This is a genomic window from Pectobacterium sp. PL64 (genome assembly GCF_022477975.1).
Lineage (GTDB): Bacteria > Pseudomonadota > Gammaproteobacteria > Enterobacterales > Enterobacteriaceae > Pectobacterium > Pectobacterium jejuense.
The window spans coordinates 3,041,536-3,055,452 of record NZ_CP092070.1; the positions used below are offsets into that span (position 1 = coordinate 3,041,536).

At 48.9% G+C, this 13,917-nt stretch carries 15 protein-coding genes, 1 pseudogene and 1 riboswitch; of the genes and pseudogenes, 9 read left to right on the forward strand and 7 right to left on the reverse strand.

What is annotated here, in order from left to right:
• Nucleotides 1-19: 19 nt before the first annotated feature.
• Nucleotides 20-116, reverse strand: a riboswitch (TPP riboswitch).
• A gap of 147 nt (nt 117-263) precedes the next feature.
• Together HP572_RS13690 and HP572_RS13695 are read left to right on the forward strand one after the other, a co-directional pair.
• The gene (locus HP572_RS13690) at nt 264-1,283 is read left to right on the forward strand and encodes an NAD(P)-dependent alcohol dehydrogenase (RefSeq protein WP_174865080.1); all 1,020 of its coding nucleotides are present in this window, start codon (nt 264-266) and stop codon (nt 1,281-1,283) included.
• A 154-nt stretch (nt 1,284-1,437) separates the two neighbouring features.
• Nucleotides 1,438-2,361, forward strand: a complete 924-nt coding sequence (locus tag HP572_RS13695; RefSeq protein WP_205550129.1) for a GGDEF domain-containing protein — start codon at nt 1,438-1,440, stop codon at nt 2,359-2,361.
• 59 nt (nt 2,362-2,420) lie between these two features.
• On the opposite strand, the gene HP572_RS13700 is transcribed toward HP572_RS13695, so the two are convergent.
• Together HP572_RS13700 and HP572_RS13705 are read right to left on the reverse strand one after the other, a co-directional pair.
• Nucleotides 2,421-3,239 carry a hypothetical protein gene (locus tag HP572_RS13700; protein ID WP_240583504.1) on the reverse strand — a complete coding sequence of 273 codons (819 nt, stop codon included), beginning with the start codon at nt 3,237-3,239 and terminating at the stop codon, nt 2,421-2,423.
• 213 nt (nt 3,240-3,452) lie between these two features.
• Nucleotides 3,453-4,220: a sulfite exporter TauE/SafE family protein gene (locus HP572_RS13705; protein ID WP_240583505.1), complete on the reverse strand. Its 768-nt coding sequence runs from the start codon at nt 4,218-4,220 to the stop codon at nt 3,453-3,455.
• Nucleotides 4,221-4,380: 160 nt separating this feature from the next.
• Here HP572_RS13705 and HP572_RS13710 point away from each other — a divergent pair, with 160 nt between their 5' ends.
• On the forward strand, nt 4,381-5,352 hold the full coding sequence (locus HP572_RS13710; RefSeq protein WP_240583506.1) for a LysR family transcriptional regulator: 972 nt from the start codon (nt 4,381-4,383) through the stop codon (nt 5,350-5,352).
• Nucleotides 5,353-5,368: 16 nt separating this feature from the next.
• Here the strand turns inward: HP572_RS13710 and HP572_RS13715 are convergent, their stop codons facing one another.
• The 4 genes and pseudogenes from HP572_RS13715 to HP572_RS13730 form a co-directional block, all read right to left on the reverse strand.
• Nucleotides 5,369-6,142, reverse strand: coding sequence for a DUF3750 domain-containing protein (locus HP572_RS13715; RefSeq protein ID WP_014916185.1), 774 nt, complete (start codon nt 6,140-6,142; stop codon nt 5,369-5,371).
• Between the two features lie 425 nt (nt 6,143-6,567).
• A pseudogene (locus tag HP572_RS13720) lies at nt 6,568-6,867 on the reverse strand (YciI family protein); the annotation flags it as partial.
• Nucleotides 6,868-6,906: 39 nt separating this feature from the next.
• Nucleotides 6,907-7,530, reverse strand: a complete 624-nt coding sequence (locus HP572_RS13725; protein WP_240583507.1) for an FMN-dependent NADH-azoreductase — start codon at nt 7,528-7,530, stop codon at nt 6,907-6,909.
• A 34-nt stretch (nt 7,531-7,564) separates the two neighbouring features.
• A complete protein-coding gene (locus HP572_RS13730; protein WP_240583508.1) occupies nt 7,565-8,338 on the reverse strand; it encodes an alpha/beta fold hydrolase in 774 nt (257 codons plus the stop codon).
• A 164-nt stretch (nt 8,339-8,502) separates the two neighbouring features.
• On the opposite strand from HP572_RS13730, the gene HP572_RS13735 reads away from it, so the two are divergent.
• From HP572_RS13735 to HP572_RS13750, 4 genes are all read left to right on the forward strand, one after another.
• Nucleotides 8,503-9,531, forward strand: coding sequence for a GlxA family transcriptional regulator (locus tag HP572_RS13735; RefSeq protein WP_240583509.1), 1,029 nt, complete (start codon nt 8,503-8,505; stop codon nt 9,529-9,531).
• Between the two features lie 110 nt (nt 9,532-9,641).
• Nucleotides 9,642-11,111 (forward strand): SEL1-like repeat protein, encoded by a 1,470-nt coding sequence (locus HP572_RS13740; protein ID WP_240583510.1) that lies wholly within the window; start codon nt 9,642-9,644, stop codon nt 11,109-11,111.
• Nucleotides 11,112-11,400: 289 nt separating this feature from the next.
• A complete protein-coding gene (locus HP572_RS13745) occupies nt 11,401-11,745 on the forward strand; it encodes a type II toxin-antitoxin system RelE/ParE family toxin (RefSeq protein WP_010279985.1) in 345 nt (114 codons plus the stop codon).
• A 1-nt stretch (nt 11,746) separates the two neighbouring features.
• Nucleotides 11,747-12,064, forward strand: a complete 318-nt coding sequence (locus HP572_RS13750) for a helix-turn-helix domain-containing protein (protein ID WP_039538898.1) — start codon at nt 11,747-11,749, stop codon at nt 12,062-12,064.
• A gap of 88 nt (nt 12,065-12,152) precedes the next feature.
• Here HP572_RS13750 and HP572_RS13755 read toward each other — a convergent pair whose 3' ends face one another.
• Nucleotides 12,153-12,368 (reverse strand): helix-turn-helix transcriptional regulator, encoded by a 216-nt coding sequence (locus tag HP572_RS13755; RefSeq protein WP_010279992.1) that lies wholly within the window; start codon nt 12,366-12,368, stop codon nt 12,153-12,155.
• Nucleotides 12,369-12,964: 596 nt separating this feature from the next.
• Here HP572_RS13755 and HP572_RS13760 point away from each other — a divergent pair.
• Nucleotides 12,965-13,447: a hypothetical protein gene (locus tag HP572_RS13760; RefSeq protein ID WP_240583511.1), complete on the forward strand. Its 483-nt coding sequence runs from the start codon at nt 12,965-12,967 to the stop codon at nt 13,445-13,447.
• Nucleotides 13,444-13,791: a TIR domain-containing protein gene (locus HP572_RS13765; RefSeq protein WP_240583512.1), complete on the forward strand. Its 348-nt coding sequence runs from the start codon at nt 13,444-13,446 to the stop codon at nt 13,789-13,791. Before HP572_RS13760 ends, HP572_RS13765 begins: the two co-directional genes overlap by 4 nt.
• Nucleotides 13,792-13,917 lie beyond the last annotated feature (126 nt).

Sequence of the window (13,917 nt, forward strand, 5' to 3'; positions counted from 1 at the left end):
GGAAGAAGGCGGCAACCGGTGGGGCATACCGTGACTTCCCTACGCTGGCATTATCCAGATCAGGTGGTACGGGTATTTCTCAGCCTTCACAAAGAAGGGCACCCCGAGTCATGTACTACGCTTTGCAGCATAAGTAAGTGGGTAACGTAAAGCAAGCGCGGCCCACCCGACACAAAATGAAAAACCACAGGCACGTTGTGACATAGAGAAAAACGCCATAACCCTTTAGACTGGTTAATCAAACCCATACTGAGGAAATTGTGATGACGATGATAAAGAGTTATGCCGCACCGGAAGCAGGCGCAGCGCTGGAGTTGTATGAGTTTGATGCGGGTGAACTGCAAGCGGAAGACGTAGAAGTCACGGTTGATTACTGCGGCGTGTGCCATTCCGACCTGTCGATGATCGATAACGAATGGGGCATGTCGAGCTATCCGCTGGTTGCCGGGCATGAAATCATTGGCCGTGTACACGCACTGGGTGACGCGGCGAAAAACAAAGGATTAAAGGTTGGTCAGCGTGTCGGTATTGGCTGGACAGCACGCAGCTGTGGGCACTGCGATGCCTGTATCAGCGGTAGCCAAACCAACTGTCAGCAAGGCAGCGTGCCGACGATCCTGAATAAAGGCGGTTTTGCCGATAAAATCCGTGCGAACTGGCAGTGGGCTATTCCGCTTCCTGACTCCATTGATATCGAATCAGCGGGTCCGTTGCTGTGCGGCGGCATCACCGTGTTCAAACCGCTGTTAATGCATCATATCACCGCAACTAGCCGCGTCGGCGTGATCGGTATCGGTGGCCTGGGTCATATCGCAATTAAGCTCCTGCACGCGATGGGCTGTGAAGTCACGGCGTTCAGCTCGAACCCAGCCAAAGAGCAAGAAGTGCTGGCGATGGGTGCCGATAAGGTCGTTAATAGCCGCGATCCGCAGGCGCTGACCGCACTGGCAGGCCAGTTCGATCTCATCATCAACACCGTGAGCGTCGATCTGGAATGGCAGCCCTATTTCAACGCGCTCGCTTATAACGGGAAGTTCCATACCGTCGGCGCGGTGATGAAGCCATTCAGCGTTCCAGCCTTCACCCTTATCGCGGGCGACCGCAGTGTTTCCGGTTCTTCTACCGGTTCACCGCATGAGCTGCGTTCCTTGATGAAGCTCGCCGCGCGCGCCAACGTGAAACCGCAGACGGAACTGTTCCCGATGTCGAAAATCAATGATGCCATCCAGCACGTGCGTGACGGCAAAGCCCGCTACCGCGTGGTACTGAAAGCCGATTTTTAATCGGTAAAGACGCCTGAGCCATCAGGCGTCTGCTTTTTGCAGCATCAGCCTGCCCTACGTCATTCTCTGGAGTACACCACCGGTTAGCATAATACTGAATCTATTCAATCTGTTTCATGATAGGATTAAAAGGTGATACAAGAGGAGGTGAGTGATGCCTTTCAAACAATATGATTATGATTTCATTGATAAAAATAAAAAGGCGTCTTATTCCATAAGGCTCGCCCTGTTATCGTCAGCGCTGATCGTTATATTTAATGTCCTGTTTTTAGAGCATCGAGATTTTCAGGAGCAGTTGCACAACAATCCTGGATCTTATACCGATGCGATCGCACTGGTTTTTCTTTTTTTTATCCTATCGTGTACCAGTAAAATATCACTTAACCATACTTCGGCTTTATCCATTCGCCTCGGGCTACACATCTGGATATGCTCCGCCACGTTTGACTTTATGGATGAATTTGTTTATCAGACTAAATTCATTGGATATTACGTTGAGGATTTACTGAGAATTATTGGGATGTTTGGCGTCGGGTTTGGCGTGTATAACCTGATCTATAAAATCAACGATAAGTATATCGAAGCCAAAATACAGTCATTCAGTGATGAACTCACCCAGCTCCCTAATCGCCGATTTTTTATTAATGAATTAAAAAAGCTCGAAGCGAAATCGCCCTATTTATTTATTATCGATATCGATAATTTCAAAGTCATCAATGATAAATATGGACACATAAAAGGCGACGAAGTATTAAGTAAATTCGGCCATATCCTTTCCCGCTTCGATAACAGTGAGGTGGTGGCGACCCGAATCGGGGGCGAAGAGTTCGCGATTATTCTGTATTCCGGAACACCGGATCGGGCAGAGGCGCTGGCAAGAGAAGTATTAAAAAACGCGAACAAAATCATTATTAAAAACAGGCATTACCTTTCCGTCAGTATTGGTGCCGGCCAAAAACAGCCTCAGGAGCCCACCGAACACTTTATGAAACGCGTGGATGTCGCGCTGTATCAAGCCAAGAGCACGGGTAAAGGCAAGGTTGAATGGGCGCTGGAACCGAAAGAAAAAATGCAGTAGCCCGATGCCACTTATATAAAATGGGATAGCACTGTGCTATCCCATTTTTTCTTTATAGCTTAGCTAATCGCTTGGGTATTGCCGGGGCACACGAGTTGTTTGCTTTTAATATGGTAAACCTCGACGTCAGGGCGCGTGAAGAAGGCAATTTCCCACGGGTTCTTGGTGACGAATTCATGGCGCACTTTTTCATAAAGTGGATTGTCGCGCGCAATAATAAACGCTTCCCCTTCAATAATGGTGTAGTTCCATTCAATCGCCCGCTCGAAGGTATAGTGGCTGCGCTCATCCATTGCAAAAAAGCAGTGTGGATTACGTTTGAGCAGCTGAGATTTAAAAGTTTCGGGGAACGTAATCAGGAAAATATCGTTATCCACAGACGACAGAAACGCCAGCACCGTGGTATGCGGCTGTTCGGCGGCCATAGTAATGAGTACACCGACCTTATTGGAGAAATCCTGCTTTTCCGTCTGTGGGAAATCGAACATCGGCGTCAGAGGCACCGGTTTTGACGGACGGTTATCTTGCGGAAACTGATAGCCCGGTTCGCGAATATCCAGCACAGGCGTGAAACCGTGCAGAAGCTGGCACTCTCGCGGTTCCAGCACGACCCAATCTCCGTCACTGACGATGACGCGCCCTTTGTAAGAAGTACGATAGACCTGAATATTGGCATCAAATTCATCAACCCCGGAGCGGTTATCAAGGTGGATAGTTGCCAGATCGCCAACGGCAAACTCATGCCCGTGTGGGAAAAAAACGCGCAGGCTGTTATCCGCATTGGGATAGACGCCACAAATATGGATGACCACGCCATCCTGTTTATAACCCGCCAGTACACCGAGAGTTTGCTTTCCTAGATAGCTCACGAGACTCATACATCACGCCTTATTCAGATTGTGCTTCAGAGAGGACGCGGCCCTGCTTCACTCGGGCCGTTCCAGCAGCGGTCAGGACGCAGAGAAGTCGTTCACGCTAACCGCATCACTTCCTACCTATCAACGGAGAAAGCGCTGAAAACTTTAAGCTGAATACCTGTCTATTTAAAGAAATAAGTATGAGTAACAGCGCTAACCACCGTTCTCACCGCATTATTTCACCGCCAGCATGGTGATTCCCACGCCGACGAGTACCAGACAAAACGCGCCGCGCAGGTAAGCAACTGGCATCTTGTGCGCCAGAGCGACACCCCACGACACGCTGAAGATCCCGCCCAGCGCCAGCGGCAGGCCGATACTCCAGTCAACGTTCCCCGCCTGCGAGTAGGAAAGCAGCGCCGCCAGTGCGCCCGGCACCACGAGTATCAGCGCCATGCCCTGCGCCTGCGTTTGAGCAAAGGCAAACAGCGTGACCAGCACGGGCACGACGACCAACCCACCACCGACGGTAAAAATGCCCGACATAAACCCGCTCGCCACGCCGAGCAGCGGCAGGTATTTAGTCGACAACACAATGTCCGAGGAATGATTACGCTGTTTGTTGTACCACTGAAACATGTAGTACGCCGCCAGCACCAGCAGGAAGATGGCAAAGGCATTTTGGAGATGATGAACATCAATCGACGAGGCAATGTGTGCAGCAAAATAAGCGGACACCGACGCAAACACACACATGGTCAGCGCAATCCGCGTATCGATGCGATTACGCTGGCGATAACGCAAAAAACCGATCAGCACATTGGGCGTGATCATCACCAGCGCCGTTCCCTGCGCCAGATGCTGATCCATACCAAAGAGTATTCCCAACACCGGAATGGCGATCAATCCGCCGCCAATCCCCAGCATACCGCCACAAACCCCCAGCCCTACTCCCAAAAACAAACACAGCAACATATCGCTTAACATCATTAGACTGAACATAACGCAACCAGATAACCCATCGGGCAAAAATAGAGAGAGGACAACGCCATCCTAGGCGCAGAGCCGCGTTTTGATAATCCCTGAATACTCAATGACCCTTTCCTGTCAGGAAAACCATCCGCTGTGCTACATTACAGCGTGACATAAGAAATGTGCCCGCATGCTGCGCGGTATCAATACGCCGGTAATTGGCCTGCTTTTCTGCCCTGCTGAGGACGCTCGATACACCATGATTAACCCGACGCACTTTGACCTCCAGTCGCTCCGCATCTTTTTGCAGGTCGCCCAAACCGGCAGCCTGACCAAAGCGGCAGAAAAGTTCCACATCACGCTTTCTGCCCTGAGCAAGCGTATCGCTGAACTGGAGCGTACCGTGGACTGTGCGTTATTCATCCGAATGCCGCGCGGCCTGACGTTAACTCCGGCAGGCAAGGAATTGGTGAATCACGCGCGCAATGTGTTGAGCAACGTGGAGCGTATGGCGAGTGAGATGAATGACTACGCCGTTGGCGTGCGCGGACACGTACACATGTGGGCGAACACCTCAGCAATTATTCAGTTTCTTCCACAAGATCTGGCGTCATTCCTTCTGGCCCGACCGCTCATTCGTATTAACCTGGAGGAAAAGCTCAGTAAGACCGTAGTAACGGCGCTGGCGATGGGTGAAGCGGATATCGGCATCTTCGCTGACAATGTCGGCTCGCAGGGGGTCGAGAAGATACCTTATCGTCAGGATAAGCTTGTCGTACTCGTTCCTCCCCAGCACCCACTTTCCGCGCGGCCAGAAGTCAGCTTTAACGAGACACTGGGCTACGACTACGTCGGCCTCAATAATGGCAGTTCGTTGCTGAAACAGCTGAAAGACGCTTCGGATGAGCTGGGGAGAGTGCTGCGCCTGCGGGTGCAGGTCAGCAGCTTTGACGGTATTTGTCGCATGATCGAAGCGGGGCTGGGGATCAGCGTCTTGCCAGAGGGCGCGATTCGTCCGGGAGTGCTCGGCACCGGATTACGCGCCATCAGCCTCACCGACGAATGGGCTTCACGCCAGCTCTGGCTGGGCGTGAAATCCGGCGCGACATTGCAACCCGAAGTCGCTAATCTGCTGACACACCTGCGGCAATGCGGCGCGTAAAGGCGAAGCGCTGCCCTCAGCCCTCTTCACTACCCGTTTTTTCATAGCCGAGGCGGCCAACAAAGGGTAAACGCAGCGCAGGCGGGTTCATATCCACGCCCATGTTCAGCCCCAGAATGTTGGCCTCTATCCCCTCTTCCAGGCCCATCGTGATACCCAGCACGCCTAGCAGCGAAATCTGCACGCCGCTTCCCGATGGCGACAGTCCAACCGGTCGTGTGATCGGGCGGTAATCTTTGCCAATGGCATTAGCGGGCATATCCAGCTTGAGCGCGGGCACTTCACGGCCAATGTGCGCCAGAAACGTATTGCTGTTCGGCCCCGGCCAGGCGTGGTAGGTATTCGGCCACGGATAGCTTTTAATCGCGGCCTCAATCTGCGGGATCATGGCTTCCGCCTTATCGCCACGGTGTTCCACCAACAGCTTCGGTTTCGCGCCATACCAATATGCATCTGCCACCGAACGGTTAAGACGGACGACGTTATCGCTCCCCCAGCTCACGACTTCATAGCGGCGATATTGCGTTTCACCCGCGTTCTTGAAAATGATCCACGGATGTACCGCCACCAGCCCACGCCAGCCGTAAGTCGGCGCAGCATAAACCTGCACGATAGCAGTCTGACGAAATTGCACAGGGTTCGGCGCTAAGCCGGAAGAATCGCGTTTGGCCGACCACCAGCTTTGCCCATTAAACGTTTCGCCGTTACGCGTTGACTGCGCCCAGCTTTGCCAAAAAGACAACAACAGCACACAAATAAACCCAATCCCCAAGAATTTGAGGTACGTCATAGGCCAGATAGCTCACTGAAAAAGAGGGAACGGAATCGATACGCCTGCAGACGGGAGCCCACAGTGAAAATCGGTCAAAAAATCACGCCACCAGTGTACTGCCAGTTGGCGGTCAGGTTAAAGCACTGGGTGAAATATTGACCTATTTTTACGTTATGTAGATACAGTGTGGATAGAGAAAGAAAAAGACGCCTCAGCTATCGTATTATTCCATTACCTATCATTACGCCTTACCAAACATGATGAATATTACCTCCACTCACTGGCATACCCGTATCGTTCATAAATCTATGCCATATTTCTTCGAGCTCTCCCTTCTTCCCCGACATCCTGTTTACTCCACAATAACGTTAAAGCGCCATGATTCTATGGCGCTTTTTCACAGCCATAATAAATAAGGACATCGATAGACTATTTACAAATGCCTTCGCATGCCCTGCCCATTCGCTATAGAAATGGCTCGAACAGATGCCAGGCTCGATTGCCTTTACCTCTGTTTTGACTAATCCCAGATTAACAAACGGATCGTCGGCAAGAATGTCCTCCATGTCAGAGCCATCTAACCCGTAGGCTAAAATAAACCCACCTGTGCTATCGTCCAGCGGGCCGGCAAAAATAACATTTCCCTTTTTAATATTATCAGCCAGCCATTTTTTGTGTGCGTCAATACTCTTTTCAAGTTCATCTTTCGGGCTGGTGTAATATAGCGTAATGGCATAGAGCATGATTGCTACCTCAATGATTATTGATCGGCTATATATTGTTTAAGCTATGGATGTAATCACAGCATGGATAGAGGACTTTGCATTTTGGATTTCACGATTCTTGATTTCATCCCCTTTTGAAGCCCCTTCCGCGCGGACGAAATGAATATCAGTAATACCAAGAAAGCGGAAAAAGCCCTGAAGATAGCGTTCCTGAAAATCCATATCCAAAAAAGGTGGAGCGGTATAAAAACCACCACGGGAAGAAACCACAATAACCGTTCTGCCACCGGCCATCCCCACCGGGCCTTGTTCCGTATATTTAAACGTCTTGCCGGCCTGCGCCAGCCGATCCAGCCACGATTTCAATTGGCTCGAGACGGAAAAGTTATACATCGGCGCGCCAATGACAATCACGTCACTCGCCAGAAATTCCGCGACCAGCGCTTCAGATAACTGATGTTCCCGCAGCGTTGCCTCGCCCGCTGAAGAGGACACTATTTGTTGGCGGAAACCGGCGGCAATCGGCGCAGTTAAGTGGCGAATTTCATCTTTAACCACGTCCCGATAAGAGACAACGGCCTGCGGATGCTGTTTAACTAACTGCTCCACAACGTCAGCAGAAAGCTGTCGGGAAACGGAACCATTCTCAAGAATACTGGAGTCTATATGTAAAATATTCACAATGACTTCTCCTACATTGAGTTTTAACGCTCACTTATTTAACTGCTTTAGCCGCGCTATCAATAAAATCCGCGACAGCTTCCGGGTGTGACACCAGAGACATATGGCTAGACGCAATAGCTCGCGTCTTTGCACCGATATGGCTCGCGATGGCTTTCTGAATCGATGGATGTAATGCCTTGTCCTTCTCCGTCAACAGATACCAGGTTGGTTTATTTTTCCACGCTGCCTGCTGAACGCGATCGCCAAAGGCTTTTGCGGCAATCGGCTGTTGCACCGCCGCCAGCGCCTGTGCTTTCTTCAATGGGACATCACCCGCCATCACCTCACGGTACTGTTCAGGGTTATCCAGCCAAATCAGGCCATTAGAATCGGGTGTCATGCCTTCCATCGGCGCTTTCAGGCGCTGCAATAAATCAGAGACAGATTCCCCGCTGTCTGGCACCAGCGCCGACAAATAGACGATGCCGCGGACCTTGGGATCATTGCCAGCCTGCGTCACGACGGCCCCGCCCCACGAATGCCCGACCAGCAGCACATCGCCCTGTTGCCTTTGCAGTACGCGATCCGTCGCTTCAACGTCATCCGCTAAAGAAGTGAGCGGGTTTTGCACCGCCGTCACGTGGTATCCCATTTCCTGTAGTCGGGCCGTGACGGCAGACCAGCTAGAGCCATCGGCAAAGGCGCCGTGGACTAAAACGATATTGTTAATTTTTGCCGCCTCCGCAACATTGTGAACGCTGGCAGACAGCACCAGCCCTAACGCGATAGCCAGGTGGCCGAGCCATTTAATGCGGTAATGCGTCATATGCTTTCCTCTGAAGGAGTGATTCGGCTGCCGGTTTCCCCGATGCATTTCATCAGGGGTAGCGAATGGTTGAATTCTAATCGTGGTTGATGCTTGCGGTAAGATGGCAAACTTGACATAGTTCATGCAAAATTCGCCAAATGCTGTCTGGCAGGAAAATCACTATGCACATCTCCATTCTGGCGCTGCCTGGCAGTATGCAGTCGGCCATCTCCGGGCTTTCTGATATCTTCTGGATGGTGAATCAAACGCTGATTACACAGCCTGACAGCGCTTCTTCCCCAGCCTCACCGTTGTCTTTTGAAACGTCGATTGTCAGTGCGGACGGCAAACCTGTGCGTGATGCTCAGGGCAGACTGATTCACGTAGACAGCTCATTTGACGCGGTGGGCAAATCGGATGTCGTGCTGGCGACCGGAATGATGCTCGGGCCCGATAAATTACCGATGTCGATGTCATCCGTTAATGAATCCGCGCTGTGGCTCAGGGAGCAATATCGACAGGGCTCGCTGATAGGCGGTGCCTGTGCGGGGGGTTTTATTCTGGCCGAAGCCGGGCTGCTGGATGGCCGGTTTTGCACCACGACATGGTGGCTCTACCACACGTTTAAGCAGAAATACCCGAAGGCAAAACCGGTGTGGGGCAAAGCGCTGGAAGAGCAAGATGACATCATTACCACCGGCGGGCCGCTGTCCTGGGTCGAGCTTGCTCTGCATATTATCCGCCGCAGTGGCGGACCTAAGATCGCAAAATTGGCGGCAGATATCGCCGTGGCGGATAGCCAACCGCTTTCTCAACGTATTTACGCTCCACAGGGGTTCATTAACACCGTACACCCCCTGCTGCTGCGTGCCGAACAACTCATTCGCTATGAGAACCCGTCAATCACCGCAGAAGAATTAGCGAGCGCCCTGAATTTCAGCGACCGGACACTTCATCGCAAGCTCAAAGAACTCACGGCGGAAAGCCCGAAAAGCTTTATTACCCGCGTCAGGATCGAAATGGCCTGCCTGCTGCTTGAAAACCCGGTGACCAATATCAAGCAAGTCGCCGCCAAATGCGGTTACAGTGAAGATACCGCGTTCAGACGTGCCTTTTCCCAGCAGATGGAGATGACGCCGACCCAGTTCAGAAAATGGGCGCTGTTGAGGAGTAATAAACCGCGCGCGTTGGATAATGAGAATGGCGATTAAGGCGATAGCTCTGAAAAACACGACTGACGCTAACCCCCCCCGCCTTGATCGACCTTTGCTACACATTACATTGCTATTCATTCAGGGAATGCATTAAGGACATAAAATTGATGATAAGGAAAACCGTTATTGCCACGCTGATCGGCCTGTCGGCAGCATCCATCAGTCAGGCAAATGACAAGGTAGATACGCTCTACGAACGCCTCACGCAGCAGGATGCTACTGCATTAACCGCGTTGACGACATTAGCGAAAGACAACGACCCGCAGGCATTGAGCACGCTGGGGTTCATCTATGAATACGGCATCACCGTCCCGCAAAACACCACGCAAGCACTCCAGTATTATCAGCAGGCCTGCGAAATAGACGGCAATTTTGGCTGCTACAACGTCTGGTATTTTTATCAATACGGCAAAGGTGTGGCGCAGGATAAAGCACGCGCCAAACAGTTCGCAGAAAAAATGAATCGAACCGATCTCAAAATAGGTGCTGAGGTCATAAACACAATCACCCGCTCTATTTATAACGCTAAAGCCGCTGCGGAACGCGATATATCGGATCGCCCCCGCTTGATTCAGGCAGTAAAAAGATACTTAAGCAGCAGCGACGATGAAACCCAGCTCTTCTTCAGCCGTATCGGTTTTAGCCAGCAGGATATTCTGCGGCTAGCCATAGCCTGGGCAAAGGATGGCGATCCAGCAATGAATTTCCTTGTCGGCCATCTCTATAACTTTGGCTATGGCGATATTGAAAATGAAAATATCGAAGCCCTGAAATGGTTCCGTGTCGCGGCAGAGGGCGGTCAACGGGATGCCCAGAATATACTCGGTCTGGCGTACGAAGAAGGAAGATGGGGCGTTAACATTGATGGAGATGAAGCGCTTAAATGGTATGAGCGTGCAGCCAGCCAGGGCGATAACACTGCGCAGATGAATCTGGGGAGGATGTATTACACTGGATTACGAGTCAGAACCAATTACCAAAAAGCCTATTCACTGTTCGAACGGACTTATAAAAATAACGTTCGTAATGCCGGCAACTATTTATCCCAGATGTATTACAACGGGCAGTATGTTGAAGCAGATTGCCATCAAGCCAAAAAATATTACGAAGAAACGGCCAGAACACCAGACAATAATTATTTTCGTCAGTGTGAGAAGGATAAACAAGAGAGAAAGGCAACGCGCAGTGAATTACCGATCTTAACGTTAAAGCATGAATCAATCTTCCTCGGCGGAAAGGACACCCCGTATCAATGCGAGCTTAATTTCTCTATCAATACAAATAAATTAGGCGAAGTCGCCAACTTTCGCGCCACGCTGCAACTCAGAAACAGCGAGGGCGCATCCACAGAACAAACGCTCGCTTTCCCTGTGTTTGGGGCAAATAGCCTTGATGCCGAAACGATTGGGGAGCAATACATCGTGTCCCGCAAATCTGCACTCATACCAATGTACCAATCCGGTTTTTGTCAGTTCAGCGATCTGAAATTTCAGGTCACCTCTGCGACCGCCACGATTAACGGCGAGGAAGTGGATGTGCTTAAGGCAGGGATTTTAAAGCAACAGGAAAAGCGTTAACACTCGCGGTGAATGCTTGATTCTCCATACTGATAGCCCAGAGAGCTGGGCTATTTAGCCTTTCAGCGCATTCACCGACATGGCTACTGTTAGTTCTCATACTCAATCACGATGCTCTCTGTATGACTCTGTCATCTGGCAGAATCATATAAACAAAGCGCCAGTAAACTATGGCGCTTTGTTTATCTTCCCTATTCCCTACCCTCACTTCAATCTGACCTCAGCTAGTCATCGTTCATTTACTATGCTAAATTATACCCATATAGATATAAACACATGGATCGCGCTAATGAAATCACTCTACTGGGTTGGCAGTAGCAAAAAGGATCTCCAGTCGCTGCCTGCAGATGTGCAGGATGTATTCGGTTACGCACTTCATGTGGCTCAGACTGGTGGTAAGCACACTCAAGCCAAGCCGCTTAAAGGTTTTGGTGGTGCAGGCGTATTAGAAGTTGTTGAGGATTATATCGGCGATACTTATCGCGCAGTCTACACCGTCAAATTTGGAGAGGCAGTATACGTTCTACATGCTTTTCAGAAAAAATCGTCATCTGGAATTGCAACACCAAAACCCGATATGAACACCATTCGTGAACGCCTTAAAACCGCAGAGAACCATGCAAAAGGAGCATAACATGAGCCAGGATATTGAAGTCAGCAGCGGTAATGTGTACGCCGACCTTGGCAACTTGCATGCTGAAGATATGTTGGTCAAAGCGCAGCTTGCCACCCTGATTAGCTCAATCATCAAAAGCCGCCGTCTCACACAGGCAGAAGCAGCGAAGCTATTGGGCATGCCCCAACCAAAACTATCCAACTTATTACGTGGTCAGTTCAGGGGAATCAGCGAAACCAAAATGCTGGAATGCCTTACGAAGCTGGGGCGCGATATACAGATCGTTGTAGGGAAGCCGCGCCGCACACCGGGTAGCGTTAAAGTCGTGTTTGCATGATTTCATTGCACGATAGGACTTACGACTTACATGAAAAAGCGCCATCGATGAATGGCGCTTTCTCGCTTATTTCCCCTATTCCCTGCCCTCATTTCACGCCTGAATAACGCGACGGCCAAATCTCTTCCGGCCTTTTCCCCATCGCTTCGGCAATCAGCCGTTCGCCTTTCGGCCAGTGTCTGGTGAGCGCATTCGCCAACGTAGATGACGCCAGCCCCGCCGCTCTGGAAACCGCCGCCAGCGTCGTCCCTTTCTTCCGTAATCCCGCGATAATATCCGCCGGGTGCCAGTCAGTGTGATTCATTCCATTTCCCTCCACCTATCAAAAACCATTTTTGATTTCCGTGTGGGTAGGATCGCGCTTTGTGATGAGTAAGACCACGGACGATGAGTCACATCTTTAAGGTGTTAGCTTATGACTCGCTAAATCTCTGTTGCATGAGTGGGGATGAAGTAAACGCTCAGGACTCCTAACCTTGTGAAGACACGTGCATCTTAGGATAGATTAGCGTCAAGTTGTAACTATTACTCTGGAGTAAATTCTATATTATTTGTGCTCATAACACGGCTGAGATCCTACGAATATCTCCAGTCATACCCCAATTAACCTCAAAGAAGAAAAAAATTCTTTCTAATATTAGAATAGTTTTAATACCTTGAAAATATCTAAACAGTGACATTCTACGCGAGGCAGTCTTTTGAAAGCGTATCGTATACGCCAAAAATCAAAAAACAGTTCGATTTTTCCAAGAAAAGAGGATTAAGTTAAATTCAAGAAATGTTGGCTTTGCTGACCTAATACCGAGCTAAGACTGCATTTTATGATACTTTATTGATTTTTTAATATTGGAAAAAACTCTGTTAAAGAGTATGATTGCTACTTTAAGAAGAGGACTCGCTATGGATAACATGACGTCTGAGTATAAAAAAAGCTGCGCTGATGAGTTGGATTTTTCATCTATCAATCAGTATCATGAATCGACAATGCAAATTAGTAATCAGTGTTTCGAATACAAAAAATTATGTGTGGGCGCTCTTGGCATAATCATAGCAGCAATGTTGAAAATTGGGACAGAAACAAATCCATTATTACTATCGCTGACCTGTCTTTTTATTACTATAGGATTCTGGATGTGTGATACCACGGCCTATTATTATCAACGGGTTAATCGACAACGAATTCATGACATTCAAACAAAAATTTCAAATAGAAATTTTGGGGAGAATAAGTTAGCAACTCAGCTTGAAAATTCCTGGATTGCAGCTATTTTTAATAAATCAATGATACTTTATATGTACTGCACTGGAGTATTCATGTTTATCTTTTTAAACTCCATAACCTATTTTTTATTAAAAAACTGCATAAATAGTCACTCAGCATGAAAATATTCATTAGCTATACAACTAGAGATAATATAATAACAAGCGATTTTCTTGTTGAGTTAGAATCAAGAATATCTGACTTAGGATGTTTATACATTGATCTCTTGCATAATAACTCTGAAGATAAACAAGCGAGGGTTGAAAATGAACTTCAACAAGCAGATATTTTTCTTCTATTGAATACAGCCTCTATTAGAGTTTCCCCTTGGGTGAAATGGGAGATAGATACAGCAAAATCGAATAACATCTACAATATTAAAATCAATGTAACTCCCTCAAACAGTAATGCTGTCTTCAATGAAATTCGCTTGGCTATTACAAATGCAATTAATCAAAAAAAGTAATCTATAGATAGTAAAACGGGCACTTAGATATCTCCCATAATTTACCTCCCTGCAATATTAATAATATACTCATCACAAATATGAGAGTGGACTCCCGATAAAAAACACCAGTAGCCAAAAAACATA

Coding starts and splice junctions, on each gene's coding strand:
- HP572_RS13740 (WP_240583510.1), top strand. CDS start 9,642: ATGATAAGGAAAACCGTTATTGCCACGCTGATCGGCCTGTCGGCAGCA.
- HP572_RS13745 (WP_010279985.1), top strand. CDS start 11,401: ATGAAATCACTCTACTGGGTTGGCAGTAGCAAAAAGGATCTCCAGTCG.
- HP572_RS13715 (WP_014916185.1), bottom strand. CDS start 6,142: ATGACGTACCTCAAATTCTTGGGGATTGGGTTTATTTGTGTGCTGTTG.
- HP572_RS13690 (WP_174865080.1), top strand. CDS start 264: ATGACGATGATAAAGAGTTATGCCGCACCGGAAGCAGGCGCAGCGCTG.
- HP572_RS13710 (WP_240583506.1), top strand. CDS start 4,381: ATGCTGCGCGGTATCAATACGCCGGTAATTGGCCTGCTTTTCTGCCCT.
- HP572_RS13735 (WP_240583509.1), top strand. CDS start 8,503: ATGCACATCTCCATTCTGGCGCTGCCTGGCAGTATGCAGTCGGCCATC.
- HP572_RS13700 (WP_240583504.1), bottom strand. CDS start 3,239: ATGAGTCTCGTGAGCTATCTAGGAAAGCAAACTCTCGGTGTACTGGCG.
- HP572_RS13760 (WP_240583511.1), top strand. CDS start 12,965: ATGGATAACATGACGTCTGAGTATAAAAAAAGCTGCGCTGATGAGTTG.
- HP572_RS13730 (WP_240583508.1), bottom strand. CDS start 8,338: ATGACGCATTACCGCATTAAATGGCTCGGCCACCTGGCTATCGCGTTA.
- HP572_RS13695 (WP_205550129.1), top strand. CDS start 1,438: ATGCCTTTCAAACAATATGATTATGATTTCATTGATAAAAATAAAAAG.
- HP572_RS13750 (WP_039538898.1), top strand. CDS start 11,747: ATGAGCCAGGATATTGAAGTCAGCAGCGGTAATGTGTACGCCGACCTT.
- HP572_RS13705 (WP_240583505.1), bottom strand. CDS start 4,220: ATGTTCAGTCTAATGATGTTAAGCGATATGTTGCTGTGTTTGTTTTTG.
- HP572_RS13755 (WP_010279992.1), bottom strand. CDS start 12,368: ATGAATCACACTGACTGGCACCCGGCGGATATTATCGCGGGATTACGG.
- HP572_RS13765 (WP_240583512.1), top strand. CDS start 13,444: ATGAAAATATTCATTAGCTATACAACTAGAGATAATATAATAACAAGC.